Raw genomic sequence first — 15,798 nt, 5'->3', positions numbered from 1 at the left:
GGTTGTCGAGACACAGAAGGCCGAGCATGCGATTTCGCGATAGCATTTTTAGTAGGCTGCTTGAACCGATCAATCGGCGGCAGTTTCAGGCGGCTGTGGATCGTCTGGACGGGGATGCCTATGACAAGTCGTTCAAGAGCTGGGATCACCTGGTAGCGCTGATCTATGCGCAGTTGAGCGGGAACAACAGCCTGCGCGCCGTGGTGACCGGCTTCAACGCCAATCCTCAGCATCACTATCACCTGGGCACCGGCAGGTTGTCCCGCTCGACACTGTCGGATGCCAACAGCCGCCGCCCGTCCAGCATTTTTGCGCAAACCTTTGCACGATTGTCGGCGATGGCAAGCCGGCAGTTGCGGGGCGAAGGCACGGAGATGGTGCGCCTGATCGATGCCAGTCCGATCCCGCTTGGCAAAGTTTGCACCTGGGCGGCGTGGAACGGCCGCATCCGCGGCATGAAGCTGCACGTGGTCTACGATCCCAAGGGCGATATCCCGAAGTGCGTCGAGGTGACGGCTGCCAACGTCAACGATATCGAGATCGGTCGCCAGACTCCGATCCAGGCCGGCACAACCTATGTGTTCGACAAGGGATATTGCCGTTTCGACTGGTGGCATAAGATCAATGACAGCAAGGCTTTCTTCGTGACCCGGCCGAAGACGAGCATCCGGCTACGCGCGGTCAGGCATCGCACCATCCGCAACAGCAAGGGGGACGGCTTCAAGATCATCGTCGACGACGAGGTGAAGCTCACCAGTAAGGGCGACTCGCGTTTGCCGATACCGCTGCGGCGCATCAAGGTCAGGCGGGAGAACGGCGGCGTGATCACGCTTCTCACCAACGACACGACCCGAACGGCTGTCGAGATCGCCGCCCTCTACAAGAGCCGGTGGCAGATCGAACTGCTGTTCCGCTGGATCAAGCAACACCTCGACATTCGCAAGTTCCTCGGCACCAATGACAATGCAATCCGCCTGCAAGTCCTTGCTGCGATGATTGCCTACCTACTGTTGCGCATTGCCGCGCGGTCCCACTGCATCAAAATGCTGCCGCTCAGGCTCGCCGAACTCGTCAGCCAGTTCCTGTTCACCCGGCGAGCCTTCGCCAGCATCGAAAAGCCTCCGCCAATCAACCCTGGCCGTCGCAAATCCACAACGTCCCTCGACCAGATGGAACTCTGCTATGGTTGAACTTCCCCGGACAGCCCTGCCGCAAGCGGGGCGAGGTGAAGACGAGCGCGGCTAGATGTTCAGCTCCACCGGCACGTCCTCCGGCTTGACGCCGGCGAGGCCGAGGCCCTTGACGAACCATTCGCGCATCTGGCCGATGCCGCGGTTGTAGTCGATCCACACCGACAGGAAATCGCGCCAGCGCTTGTCCTGTTCACGGCGCACCGCGGTGCCGCTCGCGATCGTCACCGAGGGCGAGGCCAGGATCTTGTAGGTGCCGAGGTTCGGATTCTTGGCGATCGCGGTCAGCCCGAGCACCAGCGCGTTGACCACGCAATCGACGCGGCCCGACGACATTTCCAGCATCACCTCGTCGCGCGACTTCAGCGACTTGATGGTGGCGTTCGGCGCAAAGCGCCGCGCCACCGCCTCGTTGGCCGAGCCGACGTCGACCGCGATCTTGACCTCGGGCTTGTTGATGTCGGCCCAGGTCTTCGCCTCCAGCCCCTTCTTCAGCATCGCGCCGAACGGATGCGGGAACACCAGATTGGTGAAATCCACCACCAGCGCCCGCTGCGGGGTCGGATTGAGCGCAAAGCCGAGATCTATCTTGTTGGCCTGCAGATCGAGGATCGAATTGCCATAGGTCGACTCGACATATTCCAGCTTGACGTCGAGCAGCTTGGCGAGGTCGTTGGCCATCTCGATCGAGAAGCCGGACCAGGTGCCGGTGGCGAGGTCCTTGTTGAAATAAGGCAGCTCGCCCGGCAGCACGGCGATCCGCAGCACCTTGTTGGCCCTGATGCGATCCAGGGTGTTGTCGGCCTGGGTCTGCGCCGCGGCCGGGGTTGCCATCGCGGCCGCGAGCGCCGCGCCGCTGCCGATCCCGAGCGCATAGCGCAGCGCGTCGCGGCGATCTTCGGAAATTGCGATGTCGTCGGATTGAGTCAAGCGGGCCTCCCTGCACCAGATCGGGGAAGCCTAGCGTCGGTATCCGGTGCCAGCAAGTGCGCACGCCTGCGCCATTGGTAGGCGAGGGGAAGGGGGGATGCCTAGCTTTTCACCTCGCCCCGCGCTTTGCGGGGAGAGGTCGGATCGCATCGCAAGATGCGACCCGGGTGAGGGGCAGGTCATGCTGCTCAACAAGCTGCAAGGTGCTCTCCGGATGGAAGCCCCTCACCCTAACCCTCTCCCCGCAAGAACGGGGAGAGGGGAAACGACCACCATCAATACGTTTCCGGCACGTACATCTCCGGCGGGATCGGGCCGCGGTGATAGTCGGGGTTGCGGACCCGCGGCGGCAGCACCACCGGTTGGTGGGCGACCTGCTGGTAGGCGATCTGGCTCAACAGGTGCGAGATGCAGTTGAGCCGGGCACGCTTCTTGTCGACAGCATCGACGATCCACCACGGCGAGTCCTGCAGATGCGTGCGCTCCAGCATGGTCTCCTTGGCCTTGGTGTAGAGCTCCCAGCGGGTCCGCGCCTCGACATCCATCGGGCTCAGCTTCCACTGCTTCAGCGGATCGTGAATACGCATCGAGAAGCGGAACGCCTGTTCTTCGTCGGTGATCGAGAACCAGTATTTCAGCAGGATGATGCCGGAGCGGATCAGCATGCGCTCGAATTCCGGCACCGACCTGAAGAACTCCTCATACTGCTCGTCGTTGCAGAACCCCATCACCTTCTCGACGCCGGCGCGGTTGTACCAGCTGCGGTCGAACAGCACGATCTCGCCGCCGGCCGGCAGATGCGAGACATAGCGCTGGAAGTACCATTGCGTGCGTTCGCGCTCGTTCGGCGCCGGCAGCGCCGCGACGCGGCAGATGCGCGGGTTGAGCCGCTGGGTGATGCGCTTGATGACGCCGCCCTTGCCGGCGGAATCGCGGCCCTCGAACAGCACGACGACCTTCTGCTTCTCGTGCTGCACCCAGTCCTGCAGCTTGACCAACTCGCCCTGCAGCCGCAGCAATTCGCGGAAGTAGAGCTTGCGGTCGATCGACGGCCGACCGGCGGCCCCGTCGTGGTCAAACTCGTCGAGCCTCACGTCGTCGAGCTCGAGCTCGAGTTCCTCGTCGAGGCTGTCGGCCATCTCCTGATGGATGCGGGCGCGCAAGGCTTCCTCGCGTAAGGCTTCGTCGCGCAAGGCGTCATCTCGGGCGGCTTCATCGGTGAGGTCGAAGGCGGTCATGACGGTCCGTCTTTCAGTGTGTTAGATGGATCGGCGGGAGCATTGACGGGCGATGTTACCCCTCTATGACATTGGCATGACCGCTGTTTCACGCAGCCGGCGGGACTGTGCTAACAAGCGATGACAAGATCAAAAAAGGAGACGCCGATGATTTCGCTCACGCCAAAGGACGTCCTGCCCGAGGACGGCACCGCCGGCACGCTGGTCGGACGGGTCTGGCTGCCGCAGGCGGGCGGGCCCGCCGTGGTCGCCGTGCGGGGCGACGGTGTGTTCGACGTCACCGCGCGCTTCCCCACGGTGAGCGTGCTGTGCGAGGAGGCGGATCCCGCGGCCGCGTTGCGCGCAACGCGCGGTGAGCGGATCGGCGATTTCGAGACCATCCTCGCCAACACCCCGCCCGATGGCCGCGACAAGGCGAGGCCGCATCTGCTCGCGCCGGTCGATCTCCAGGTGCTGAAAGCCGCCGGCGTCACCTTCGCGATCTCGATGCTGGAGCGCGTGATCGAGGAGCGGGCGCGCGGCAATCCGTCGTCGGCGGACGCGATCCGCAAGGAGGTGGTGCGGCTGGTCGGCGACGATCTCTCCAAGCTGAAGCCGGGCTCCGAGCCGGCGATGCGGCTGAAGCAGGTGCTGATCGACCAGAACGCCTGGAGCCAGTATCTAGAGGTCGGCATCGGCCCCGACGCCGAAGTGTTCACCAAGGCGCCGACGCTGTCCTCGGTCGGCACCGGGATGGATGCCGGCCTGCATCCGAAGTCGACCTGGAATAATCCGGAGCCGGAGGTTGTGCTGATCGTCTCCGGCGCCGGCGGGATCGTCGGCGCGGCGCTCGGCAACGACGTGAACCTGCGCGATTTCGAGGGCCGCTCGGCGCTCTTGCTGTCGAAGGCCAAGGACAACAACGCCTCCTGCGCGATCGGCCCGTTGCTGCGGCTGTTCGACGGGACCTTCTCGCTCGACGACGTCAGGAAGATGGATGTCGGCCTGACCGTGAGGGGAACAGACGGCTTCGTGCTCGAGGGCCATTCCTCGATCAGCAAGATCAGCCGCGACCCGACCGATCTGGTCGCCCAGACCATCGGGCCCGTGCATCAATATCCCGACGGCTTTGCGCTGTTCCTCGGCACGATGTTCGCGCCGGTCAAGGACCGCGATGCCAAGGGCGAGGGTTTCACCCACAAGCGCGATGACATCGTCACCATCGAAGCGCCGCAGCTGGGCAAGCTCGTCAACCGCATGCGTGGCAGCGACGAATGCGAGCCCTGGACTTTCGGCGTCGGTGCGCTGATGAAAAACCTGGCGCAGCGGAAGGTGCTGTGAGGATGAGCGCTACGCGTAGGTGGATTAGCTAACGGGTCCGCCCGAAGGGCGGCCCGATGATAAACTCCGCGTAACCCACCGTGTCGCCTGCAGCAAAGATGGTGGGTTACGCCTTCGGCTAACCCACCATACGCGCTGCGCGCTGACGTGCTATCTTGCTTGCTGTCGCCGCTGGCGTTGTCGAACATGTTCAGAAACCTGCGCGGCAGATCAATCGCGTGCTGCAACTTGAGGGCGCGCGGATGCATGAAATTCGGAGCGACCGCTTGTCGCGCCCTTATGTGATCCAGTTCATCCTCGTTCGCGCTGCTTCGCTTCAGCATACGGGCTCTACGCGAACAGAAGGAGTCGCGGACATGAGCGAGCAGCCATCGAATGGAATGCCTGATTGGCTCACGACCGATATGCTGGTGATTGCTGTCGCACTGGCCATCATCGTGGTTGGCATGTGGATCGCGCCGTAGCCTAGTTGCTCCGGCTGGTTGCCACGCTGAGACATCGAGGGATGATGTCACCGCCCTAGGCGCGAGGCGATGGCGTGCCCTACAAGCCGATCATCCGGAAGATCATGCCGCCGATATTGGGGCCATGATGGTGGTGACGGCGATGATGGCTTCGCGGCGGTTCGTCGCCGCCTGCGGCGGCCATCGCGCTTCTGCCGCCGTCCCGCTCGGGGCCGACAGCGTCGAACGCGGCCTTCTGCTCGTCGCTGAGCGCGTTGTAGAAAGTGTCCACGGCCGGACGCACCGTGCCGATCGCCTGAAGCATGGAATCGAGTCTCGCGCCGACCGCCGCAAGGCGTGCCGGTGGCGTGCGCGCATCGGTGGGCGGACAGGACGATTTTAATGTGTCCTCAGCCTTTGTCGCAGCGTCCCGCAAGGCATCGAGGCTCGCCCGCTGTGCATCGGTTGGCTTGACGTTGCGTTCGATAATGTCGCCGGGCCATGCGATGGCCGCAGGCTGCGCCGTATTGCAGTTGCCGTTGTCCGCCGTCGCCTCGTGCTGGCCGCGGTGCTGATCTGCCACCAGCGCGGTCACCTTCGCTTTCTGATCGTCGCTGAGCAGCCCATAGAACCTCTCCAGCGCCGGCTGAAGAATCCCGACCGCGTCGCGCATGGCCTGGAGGCGCTGCTGCATCGCGGCGAGGCGGCTCGGCGCCGTCAGCGGCACGTCCTTGGGGCATGAATTGAGAATGGTCGCGGATGCCTTCTGCGATGCGCTGGCGAGTTCGTCGAGCGCGGTGCTCTGCTCTGCATTGGGCTGAATGGCGCTCCGGAACTGCTCGATGGGGAAGCCCGCGATATCGCTTCTGTCGCTGCCGCACATGTCGGCAAGGGTTGTGGTCTGAGCGGTGGCGCGCGATCGACCCGTGGCCGGCGGCCGGGGACCGGCATAGCCGGGCAGGTAGTAGGCATAGCCGCTCAAGGCATCGTAGTCATAGGGACCGAACAGGCCGGCATACAGATCGCCATAGCCGTAATCCCAGAAGTACGGGTCATAGCCCCCGCCCCACCAGGCGTAGTCATAAAGATCGTAATAGGCATAGGGCCAGAAGATCGGGCCGACCCAGCCATAGCCGCCATTCGGATGACGCCACCACCCAACGCCATGTTGATGGCTCCAGGCGGCTCCGGCGGCGGCCGTCGTGATTGCGGCGCGCGTCATCGGATTGCGCAGGCCGCCCGGTCTCTGCATCGCGGCGCGGACCTGGTGCGAGGCCAACGCGTGCCCCACGGCGCTCGCATTGTGCCGCATCGCGGCGGGCGAGGCGGCATGGCGGCCGGCGGCTACGCTCGGCGCGACGTGCGCGGCATGAGCGGCGGGCCGGAATTGGTTATGACGCGCGCCGGAGCCGCCGCCGAGCCGCGTGCCGGCTCTTGCAGCGGGATGAATGGTGTGAAAGCCGCCGCCACGCGCGCCGCCGGCGTGGAATCCGCCGCCGTGGAAACCACCACTGTGGAAGCCGCCTCCGCCGCCATGAAAGCCACCGCCGCCACCATGAAATCCGCCCCCGCCGCCATGAAAGCCGCCACCGCCATGACCTCCACCGCCGTGGCCGCCACCGCCACCGCGGGCAGCATCGGCGCTGCCTGCGAGCAGCGCAGCCGATGCCGCGACCGCGAGGATCGTGGCGAGCGCCAACACGGTGTGTCTGCAGCGGGCAGCCCTCAGCATATTTCCTCACCCTTCGGATACTCAGTGATGCTTGACATCAACATCGAGGGCCGCCGCCGGGTTCCCGCGACGATCCGGTGGCGACGATTTAATTTGCAGCATCGTCGTCCTGGCGAAAGCCAGAACCCATTACCCCAATTGTCCGTCGTTGTATGACGCTGGGGCCGCGATCCCATCCATCATCAAATGCGCTGGTTATGGGTCCTGGCCTTCGCCCATAGGCGCTAAGATAGTTTGATCATTGCCTGATAGCGGCGCTTGCGTCTGGGGGGCTCGCGCAGATGTCGCCGGAGAGCACGGCTTGCTCTGCGCAGACAAGCGATCGTGGGTTGGGGAATGACGGCTTGGAGCAATGAGGCGATGAGCTGACGTAGCAGGCGCCATGCGGAAGGTCCGGTCAGGCGGCTTCGTCCAAGCGGGGAGAGTCCTCGAGTTCGTCGACCAACGGCTCGAGCAGTAGAGTGATCAGCAGGTGAGCGAGGATATGGGGTTTAGCGGACCGCTGGTCAGTTCCGGGAGGTCCCTTCAAGCCAATCAAGCTCTTCAGCCGCTTGAAGCCGAGCTCAATCCGCCATCGCAACCGGTAGAGGGCAATGACGTCAGCAGCCGTGAAGTCCTCGCCCTTGAGCGAGGTCGCCAGGATTACCCAATCTGCGGCCTCAAGCGTTTGCCTGGAGAGTTGATGGCCTCCCTTCTGGGCTGTCCTGCGTGCCTTGCGTCGCGCCTCCGCGGCCGCATGCGCCGGCTTTTTGACCGCAACCAAGCGCACAGCAAGCGGTTGCGCACCGGACTTGCGCTCTATCCAGATCGGTCGATCGATCATGCCGCCTGCCAAGGCCTTGCGCAGCTCTGCGATGAGATCGACAAGGTTGCCGTTGCGATCCAGCCAACGCGCGCTCTTCCAGCCCGCGCGGATCACGAAGTCCGCGCCGGCATCGACCAGATGCGCCTTGCGCTCTGGTTGCAGGTAGGCACGGTCGGCAAGACGGATCTCGCCGGCAGTCACGGGTATCCGATCCAGTGTCTCGCCTGCGCCCTCATCGGTCAGCTCGAAGTGCCCAAAGCGCTCTTGCGGAAGATCGAACGCACTGTGGATACGCCACACTGCGTTGTTTTGCCTGCCCTCGGTTCCGGCTTTGGGGACCGTCGTGGCGTCAACGATGCGGATCAGCCGACCGCGGCTTGCCTTCGGCGCACCACTCGCAAGTGCCTGACCTATCAGTTGCGCCAGCCAATCTCCGGACTGACGCAAGCGATACAACAGAGCCACGTTGGAGATGTCGACAAGGCCCACCGACGTCGCCCACGCCGCCGTCAGCCGCAAACCCCGCGTGCCCAGACAATACGCAAGGATCAGCCGCAGCAAATCAACCGCATTGGTGATCTCGCGCGGACGAACAAACGCCTTCGTCTCGCGCGCGCCAACCTCCAGAGCCTCAGCCCCACCAAGCCGAGCAACAACACGCGCCCAGTCTTCGTTCACAAGCGATTCGTGTCTCATCCCTTCTTGGAATCACATACAAATTCAACGCGCAAATCCTATTTTAGCGCCTATGGGCCTTCGCCAGGACGACATTGGGACGTTGGCACGGCTAGAGTCACCAACCAGCGCCCTCACACCGGCAACGCTGTCGAATACTTCACCTGGCTCAGCGCAAAGCTCGACTCGATCGAGGCGATGCCGTCGAGCCGGGTCAGCTTGTTCTTCAGGAACGCCTCATAGGAGGAGAGGTCGGCGGCGACGACGCGCAAGAGATAGTCGCGGTTGCCGGTCATCAAATAGCACTCGAGCACCTCGTCCCATTTCGAGATCGCGCGCGCGAAGCGGTTGAGGTCTTCCTCCTTCTGCCGCGCTAGCTTGATCGAGATGAAGACCGAGACATGCAGCCCGAGCGATTTCTGGTCGACGGTTGCGATATAGCGAGAGATCACGCCGCGCTCCTCGAGCAGCTTGACCCGGCGGTGGCAGGGCGACACCGACAGCCCGACCTTGTCGGCGAGCTCCTGCATGGTCATGCGGCTGTCGGTCTGGAGCAGGCTCAGGATCTTGCGGTCGATGGCGTCGAGGGCAGGCATTGGGATGAACTCGTTGGTTAAGGCCGGATCGTGGGAATTTATCCCAATTTTTCCTGTGCTGTCGCGCGGAATTGAGATTTTCGGCGGCCCCCGCGGCAGTAACATCGGAGATATTCGCTGGGAGCATTGCCATGGGAATCGCGCCTGAACGCCTCGACATGCTGTCCGCTCTGGCCCGCAAGGTGCTGTGGCTGTCGTCGTGGACCATCCATCACGCCAACCATGTGCGGCCCTCGACCGACGGACTGAAGGTCGGCGGCCATCAGGCCTCGTCGGCCTCGCTCGCCAACATCATGTCGGCGCTTTACTTCTCGGTGCTGCGCCCGCAGGACCGCGTCGCGGTGAAGCCGCATGCAAGCCCGGTGTTCCACGCGATCCAGTATCTGTTCGGCCACCAGACCCGCGACAAGCTGGAGAATTTCCGCGGCTACAAGGGCGCGCAGTCCTATCCGTCGCGCACCAAGGACACCGACGACGTCGACTTCTCCACCGGTTCGGTCGGCCTCGGCGTGGCGCAGACGCTGTTCGCCTCGCTGGTGCAGGACTACGTCAAGGCGCACGGCTGGCTGAAGGACCGGCCCGAGGGCCGCATGATCGCGCTGGTCGGCGACGCCGAGATGGACGAGGGCAACATCTTCGAGGCGCTGCTCGAGGGCTGGAAGCACGGCCTGCGCAACACCTGGTGGGTGGTCGACTATAACAGGCAGTCGCTCGACGCCGTGGTGCGCGAGGGGCTGTGGGCCAAGTTCGAGACCATGTTCCGCAATTTCGGCTGGGACGTGGTGATCGTGAAATACGGCAAGCTAATGCTGGAGGCGTTTGCCGAGCCCGGCGGCGAGGCGCTGCGGCGCTGGATCGACAATTGCCCGAACCAGATGTATGCGGCGCTCTGCTTCCAGGGCGGCGCGGCGTTCCGCAAGCATCTGCGCGACGATATCGGCGACCAGGGCGATGTGTCGGCCCTGATCGATCGCCGCAGCGACGACGAGCTGCTGGCGCTGATGTCGAATCTCGGCGGCCACGATATGGCGAGCATGATCGAGGCCTTCGAGGCGATCGACCATGATCGTCCGGTGTGCTTCATCGCCTACACCATCAAGGGCGTCGGCCTGCCGATGCAGGGCCACAAGGACAACCACGCCGGCCTGATGACGGTGGCGCAGATGGAGAAGTGGCGCGCCGCGCAGAACATCCGCACCGGCCATGAGTGGGACAAGTTCGAGGGCCTGTCGCAGGAGCCCGCGAAGCTCGAGGCGTTCCTGGCCGAGACGCCGTTCAACCGCGAGGGACGCCGTCGTCTCTCGGCGCCTCAAATCGGCGTGCCGGAGCGGCTGGCCTTCAAGGCCTCCGCGCAGATGTCGACGCAGCAGGGATTTGGGCTCGTACTGCATGAGCTCGGGCGCGGCGAGAGCGAGCTTGCGTCGCGCATCGTCACTGCATCGCCCGACGTCACGGTGTCGACCAATCTCGGCGCCTGGGTCAACCGCCGCGGCCTGTTCGCGAAGGCGGAGAACCACGACCTGTTCCGGCAGGAGAAGATCCCGTCGGCCTACACCTGGGAATATTCGCCGAAGGGCCAACACCTCGAGCTCGGCATCGCCGAGATGAACCTGTTCATCATGCTCTCGGCGCTCGGCCTGTCGCACCAGATCAACGGCGCGCGGCTGCTGCCGGTCGGCACGTTGTACGATCCCTTCATCGAGCGCGGGCTCGATGCGCTGAACTATGCCTGCTACCAGGATGCCCGCTTCATGGTGGCGGCGACGCCGTCGGGCATCTCGCTGGCGCCGGAAGGCGGCGCGCACCAGTCGATCAAGACGCCCTTGATCGGGATCGGGCAGGACGGGCTTGCCTCGTTCGATCCGGCCTTCGTCGATGAACTTGCCGTGATCATGGGCTGGGGCTTCGGCCACATGCAGCGCGAGGGCGTCGAGGGCGGTTCGGTTTACTTGCGACTCTCGACCCGGATGCTGGAGCAACCGCAGCGGATCATGACACCGGACCTGCAGCGCGACATCACCGATGGCGCCTACTGGATGCGCCGGCCGGGCCCGAACTGCGACATTGTTGTTGCGTATACCGGCACCGTCGCGCCGGAAGCGATCGAGGCGGTCGGCCTGATCGGCGAGAGCCACCGCGATGTCGGTCTCCTGGCGGTAACCTCCGCCGACCGGCTCTATGCGGGTTGGTCCGCCGCGCGGAATTTGCGCCGCGACCGCCGAGGCACGCAGCATTTGAGTCATATCGAGCGCATGCTGGCGCCCCTCGACCGCGACTGCGGCATCGTGACCGTGATCGATGGCCATCCGGCCTCGCTCGGCTGGCTCGGCAGCGTGCGCGGCCACCGGGTCGAGGCGCTCGGTGTCGAGCATTTCGGCCAGACCGGCACGATCGGCGACCTCTACCGCCATTACGGTATCGACGCCAACGCCATCATCGATGCTGCGGAAAGCCTCTCGGTCGGCGCCCCGGTGCGGCATCGCAAGATGGCGGTGTAGTTTCACCCTCCCCTTGAGGGCCCTTGAGGGGGAGGGTCGTTGCGCATGAAGCGTAGCGGAATGCGCAGCGGGGTGGGGTGATCTCTCCACTCGGGTACTGTTGGATGTGGAGAGACCGTCACCCCACCCCGCCGCTCATTTCATTCGCGTCGACCCCTCGCCCTCCAGGGGAGGGTGAAGAAGTCTTGTCACTCGCTTGCCTGCGACATTATATGCCGTGGGCGTGCACGAGCCGCGCCCCGCATATGGCGGGTTCAATTCGCCCTGCTTTCGTGCAAGGATGCCTGCCGAACGCTTTCCGTTCCCCTTATCCATACGCCCCCTACAAGAGGTTTCCGATGGTCAATCGCATGCAATTCTACATCGATGGCGCCTGGGTCGATCCCGTCGTCAAAGGCAAGTCCACCCCCGTCGTCAATCCGGCGACCGAAGAAGCGATGTATGAGGTTGCACTCGGCTCCAAGGCCGATGTCGACAAGGCAGTCGCCGCCGCCAAGCGCGCGTTCGAGACCTATTCCCGGACCAGCCGCGAGGAGCGCATCGCGCTGCTCACCAAGATCGTCGAGGTCTACAAGGGCCGCATGAAGGAGATCGGCGCCGCCGTCTCCGACGAGATGGGCGCTCCGCTGCCGATGGCCGAGAAGCTGCAGGCCGGCGCCGGCCTTGGCCACCTCATGAACACCCTCGAAGTGCTCAAGAAGTACGAGTTCGAGGAGACCATGGGCACCGCCGTGATCGTGCGCGAGCCGGTCGGCGTCGTCGGCATGATCACGCCCTGGAACTGGCCGCTCAACCAGATCGCCTGCAAGGTCGCGCCCGCGCTCGCCGCCGGCTGCACCATGATCCTGAAGCCGTCGGAGTTCACCCCGACTTCGGCGCTGATCTTCGCGGAAATCCTCCATGAAGCCGGTGTGCCGAAGGGCGTGTTCAACCTGCTCAACGGTCTCGGCCCGGAGGTGGGTGCCGCGATGAGCGAGCACCCGGACATCGACATGATCTCGTTCACCGGCTCGACCCGCGCCGGCGTCGATGTCGCCAAGCGCGCGGCGCCGACCGTGAAGCGCGTCAGCCAGGAACTCGGCGGCAAGTCGCCGAACGTGATCCTCGAGGGGGCCGACCTCGTCAAGGCGGTGACCGGCGGCGTGATGCACATGTTCAACAACTCGGGCCAGTCCTGCAACGCGCCGTCGCGCATGATCGTGCCGCTCTCCAAGATGAAGGAAGTCGCCGCGATCGCGAAGGGCGTCGCCGACAAGACCAAGGCCGGCGATCCGCGCGCCGACGGCACCACGATCGGTCCGGTCGTCAACCGCGGCCAGTGGGACAAGATCCAGGCGCTGATCCAGAAGGGCATCGACGAGGGCGCAACGCTCGTCGCAGGCGGCCCGGGCCTGCCCGAGGGCGTCAACAAGGGCTTCTATGTCCGCCCGACCATCTTCGCCGACGTCACCAACGACATGACGATCGCCCGCGAGGAAATCTTCGGACCGGTGCTGACCATCATCGGCGCCAAGGACGAAGCCGACGCGGTCAAGATTGCCAACGATACGCCGTATGGTCTCGCCGGTTACGTCTCTGCCGACACCGTGGAGACCGCGCGCCGGGTCGGCCGCCAGATCCGCGCCGGCAACGTCAACCTGCAGGGCGTGCCGAACGAGCGCAGCGCGCCATTCGGCGGCTACAAGCAGTCGGGCAACGGCCGCGAGTGGGGCCGCTACGGTCTGGAGGAATATCTCGAAGCCAAGGCGGTCGCCGGCTACAACGCCGCGTAAGCCGGAAGCACGAGAGACAAGATTCTGGCGCCGGGGCGGACCACCGCTCCGGCGTCAGACGTTTGGAGGAGACTTTGTCCTCTTTGCCTTCTAACCGCCGAGCGCGCCTTGGGTGTTGACGTAGAGCGCATAGATCGACTGGCTCGCCGCCATGAACAGGCGGTTGCGCTTCAGTCCGCCGAAGCAGAGATTGGCGCAGCGCTCCGGCAGCGCGATGCGGCCGATCATCACGCCGTCGGGCGCGAACACCACGACGCCGTCGAGCTCGGGATCGCCCATCCCCCAGCCGCACCACAGATTGCCGTCGATGTCGCAGCGCATGCCGTCGGGCGTGCCCGGGCCGGCGTCGATGAACACGCGCTTGTTCGCGATCGTCTTGCCGTCGGCGGAAACGTCATAGGCGAGGATCTTGCGGTTCGGCTCGCCGCGCGATTCCACGACATAGAGGATCTTCTCGTTCGGCGAGAAGCACAACCCGTTCGGGCCGAGCACGCCCTCGGCGACGATGCTGGCCTTGCCGGTTTCGGGATCGAGCCGGTAGACGTTGGGCTCGATCTCGGGATCGGCCTTGTAGCCCTCGTAATTGCCGAGCAGGCCGAAGATCGGATCGGTGAACCAGATCGCGCCGTCGGATTTCACCACGACGTCGTTCGGCGAGTTCAGCCGCTTGCCGCCGAAGGAATCGATCAGCACGGTAATCGATCCGTCATATTCGGTGCGCACCACGCGGCGGCCGCCATGCTCGCAGGTGATCAGCCGGCCCTGGCGGTCGCGGGTGTTGCCGTTGGCGAAGTTCGACGGCTTGCGGAAGATGCTGAGCACGCCGGTCTCTTCTTCCCATTTGAGGATGCGCTGGTTCGGGATGTCGCTGCACAACAGATAGCGGCCGTCGCCGAACCACACCGGGCCTTCGGCCCAGCGCAGGCCGGTGGCGATGCGCTCCACGGCGGAGAGCTTCAGCCAGTATTTCTCGAAGCGAGGATCGAGCGCGTGGATCGCGGGATCGGGATAATAGGTCGCGGGACGCCAGCCGGTGGAATGAACATCGGACATTTGCTGTTCTCGTTGTTGTGTTTCGATGGTGTTTCCTTGAGCGCATGGTTTGCTATCATTGTCGGCCTGCGACCGCAATTCGGTCCGATGATCCCCTTGAGCAAACAGGAAAGACGAGGGACGGCATGCCACGCATATTGATGACCGGCGCATCGGGTGGAATCGGCACCAGCCTGCGCAAGCTGCTGCCGCCGATCTATCCGGATCTCCTGCTGAGCGACATCAAGAATCCCTCCGATCTCGGCAGCAACGAAAAGTTCAAGGCGGCCGATCTCGCCGACCTCGCAGAAGTCGAGGCAATCTGCGAGGGCGTCGACGGCATCCTGCATTTCGGGGGCTATTCGGTCGAAGGTTCCTGGGATGCGATCCTGCAGGCCAACATCATCGGCTGCTACAATCTGTTCGAGGCGGCGCGCAAGCAGGGCGTCAAGCGCGTGATCTTCGCCTCATCCAATCATGCGGTCGGCTTCTACCCGCGGCATCACCGCATCGGCACCGACGTCACGGCGCGGCCGGACAGCCGCTACGGTGTCAGCAAGGTGTTCGGCGAAGGCGTCGGCGCGCTCTATGCCGACAAGCACGGCATCAAGGTGACCTGCATCCGGATCGGCAATTTCGGCGAGGCGCCGCTCGATCACCCGCAGGCTGTCGATCTGGCTCAAGCCGGAAGATCTCGTGCAGCTCTGCCGGATCGGGCTCGAACATCCAGACATTCATTTCGAGGTGCTGTACGGCGCGTCGTACAACGAGCGCTCGTGGTGGGACAATCACCGCGCCTACGATCTCGGCTATCGTCCGACAGGTCGTGGCGAAGACTTCCGCGAGCACGCGATGGCTGAGCAGGCCAAGCTGCCGCCCGATCCGGTCGGCGATTTCTACCAGGGCGGCGCGTTCTGCAGCATGGAGTTCGACGGCGACAGGACAGGGGTGATCGACTGGAAGAAGTGATCAGTTGTCGCACTGCGGCAGTTGCTTCACCGCTTCGGTGCGCTCGCGTTGCGTCCCATTCGAGCTTTGTCCCGATGCCTTGGGCGCGCTGCCGGGCCCGTCATAGGTCTGCGAAAAGTGCGCGAGCGGGAAGTTGAGGCTGATCTTCTGCCCGGTCAGGTTCTTCGCTTCCAGCACGATCGCTTGCGCGTGTTTCAGCCGCTCGATCAACTCGCCATTGGCCTCCAGCGTGCCGCCGCAACCGAGCGTGTAGCAGTGCGTCCTGGCGATCTGCATCGGTTCGTCCTGATCGATGCGGAGGCTGATCGTGCCTTCCAGCATGGTCCGCGTTCCGACATTGGCGGTGAGCAGCGCGCGCGTGCTGGTCTGTGGCGAGACGCTGATGGAGCCGCCCGACGGCGCGCACTGGCCGCGCGCGGCGGCAGCGACGAAGCAACTCGCCTCGGTCAGGCAGGTCTTGGTCCAGGGCTCATAGGTGAGCTCGGCCGCGCGCGGGTCGGCGGCGTTGACAATTCCGCCCAGCGCGAGCTGCACGGCGATCGATCCAAGACATATAGCTAGGTGGCGCATCGCCGTCTCCTTCACGAGGAGGCCGCGT

Annotated in this window: 12 protein-coding genes and 1 pseudogene; 6 read left to right on the top strand and 7 right to left on the bottom strand. The window is 64.3% G+C overall.

Translation table 11 applies throughout. The features are described from left to right. Positions 1-26 precede the first annotated feature (26 nt). The gene (locus ACVW1C_RS07855) at positions 27-1,190 is read left to right on the top strand and encodes an IS4 family transposase (protein WP_456757919.1); all 1,164 of its coding nucleotides are present in this window, start codon (positions 27-29) and stop codon (positions 1,188-1,190) included. 51 nt (positions 1,191-1,241) lie between these two features. Here the strand turns inward: ACVW1C_RS07855 and ACVW1C_RS07850 are convergent, their stop codons facing one another. Together ACVW1C_RS07850 and ppk2 are read right to left on the bottom strand one after the other, a co-directional pair. Next, complete coding sequence (locus ACVW1C_RS07850; protein ID WP_456757918.1) at positions 1,242-2,120, bottom strand: transporter substrate-binding domain-containing protein; 879 nt, start codon at positions 2,118-2,120, stop codon at positions 1,242-1,244. Between the two features lie 275 nt (positions 2,121-2,395). Next, complete coding sequence (gene ppk2, locus ACVW1C_RS07845) at positions 2,396-3,358, bottom strand: polyphosphate kinase 2 (protein ID WP_456757917.1); 963 nt, start codon at positions 3,356-3,358, stop codon at positions 2,396-2,398. 147 nt (positions 3,359-3,505) lie between these two features. Between ppk2 and ACVW1C_RS07840 the strand changes: the two genes are divergently transcribed. Together ACVW1C_RS07840 and ACVW1C_RS07835 are read left to right on the top strand one after the other, a co-directional pair. Then, entirely contained in the window at positions 3,506-4,678 is a 1,173-nt protein-coding gene (locus ACVW1C_RS07840) for a fumarylacetoacetate hydrolase family protein (protein ID WP_456757916.1), read from the top strand. A gap of 155 nt (positions 4,679-4,833) precedes the next feature. Then, complete coding sequence (locus ACVW1C_RS07835; RefSeq protein WP_456757915.1) at positions 4,834-5,142, top strand: hypothetical protein; 309 nt, start codon at positions 4,834-4,836, stop codon at positions 5,140-5,142. A gap of 79 nt (positions 5,143-5,221) precedes the next feature. Here ACVW1C_RS07835 and ACVW1C_RS07830 read toward each other — a convergent pair whose 3' ends face one another. The 3 genes from ACVW1C_RS07830 to ACVW1C_RS07820 all read right to left on the bottom strand — a co-directional run bounded on the left by ACVW1C_RS07830 (position 5,222) and on the right by ACVW1C_RS07820 (position 8,929). Next, positions 5,222-6,853: a Spy/CpxP family protein refolding chaperone gene (locus ACVW1C_RS07830; protein WP_456757914.1), complete on the bottom strand. Its 1,632-nt coding sequence runs from the start codon at positions 6,851-6,853 to the stop codon at positions 5,222-5,224. Positions 6,854-7,250: 397 nt separating this feature from the next. Continuing rightward, positions 7,251-8,336 (bottom strand): IS4 family transposase, encoded by a 1,086-nt coding sequence (locus ACVW1C_RS07825; RefSeq protein ID WP_456757913.1) that lies wholly within the window; start codon positions 8,334-8,336, stop codon positions 7,251-7,253. 131 nt (positions 8,337-8,467) lie between these two features. Then, positions 8,468-8,929 carry an Lrp/AsnC family transcriptional regulator gene (locus ACVW1C_RS07820; protein ID WP_024579268.1) on the bottom strand — a complete coding sequence of 154 codons (462 nt, stop codon included), beginning with the start codon at positions 8,927-8,929 and terminating at the stop codon, positions 8,468-8,470. A gap of 131 nt (positions 8,930-9,060) precedes the next feature. Here ACVW1C_RS07820 and ACVW1C_RS07815 point away from each other — a divergent pair, with 131 nt between their 5' ends. Beyond that, positions 9,061-11,427 carry a transketolase gene (locus ACVW1C_RS07815; RefSeq protein ID WP_456757912.1) on the top strand — a complete coding sequence of 789 codons (2,367 nt, stop codon included), beginning with the start codon at positions 9,061-9,063 and terminating at the stop codon, positions 11,425-11,427. A 338-nt stretch (positions 11,428-11,765) separates the two neighbouring features. Next, a complete protein-coding gene (locus ACVW1C_RS07810; RefSeq protein ID WP_456757911.1) occupies positions 11,766-13,199 on the top strand; it encodes an aldehyde dehydrogenase family protein in 1,434 nt (477 codons plus the stop codon). A 90-nt stretch (positions 13,200-13,289) separates the two neighbouring features. Here ACVW1C_RS07810 and ACVW1C_RS07805 read toward each other — a convergent pair whose 3' ends face one another. Then, entirely contained in the window at positions 13,290-14,252 is a 963-nt protein-coding gene (locus ACVW1C_RS07805; protein ID WP_456757910.1) for an SMP-30/gluconolactonase/LRE family protein, read from the bottom strand. A 125-nt stretch (positions 14,253-14,377) separates the two neighbouring features. Here ACVW1C_RS07805 and ACVW1C_RS07800 point away from each other — a divergent pair. Next, a pseudogene (locus tag ACVW1C_RS07800) lies at positions 14,378-15,200 on the top strand (NAD-dependent epimerase/dehydratase family protein). Here the strand turns inward: ACVW1C_RS07800 and ACVW1C_RS07795 are convergent. Then, the gene (locus tag ACVW1C_RS07795; protein ID WP_456757909.1) at positions 15,201-15,770 is read right to left on the bottom strand and encodes an invasion associated locus B family protein; all 570 of its coding nucleotides are present in this window, start codon (positions 15,768-15,770) and stop codon (positions 15,201-15,203) included. It abuts the pseudogene before it with no gap. Positions 15,771-15,798: the final 28 nt, after the last annotated feature.

This window comes from Bradyrhizobium sp. USDA 4011 (assembly GCF_054063415.1).
This window is presented reverse-complemented; position numbering and strand designations above follow the sequence as displayed.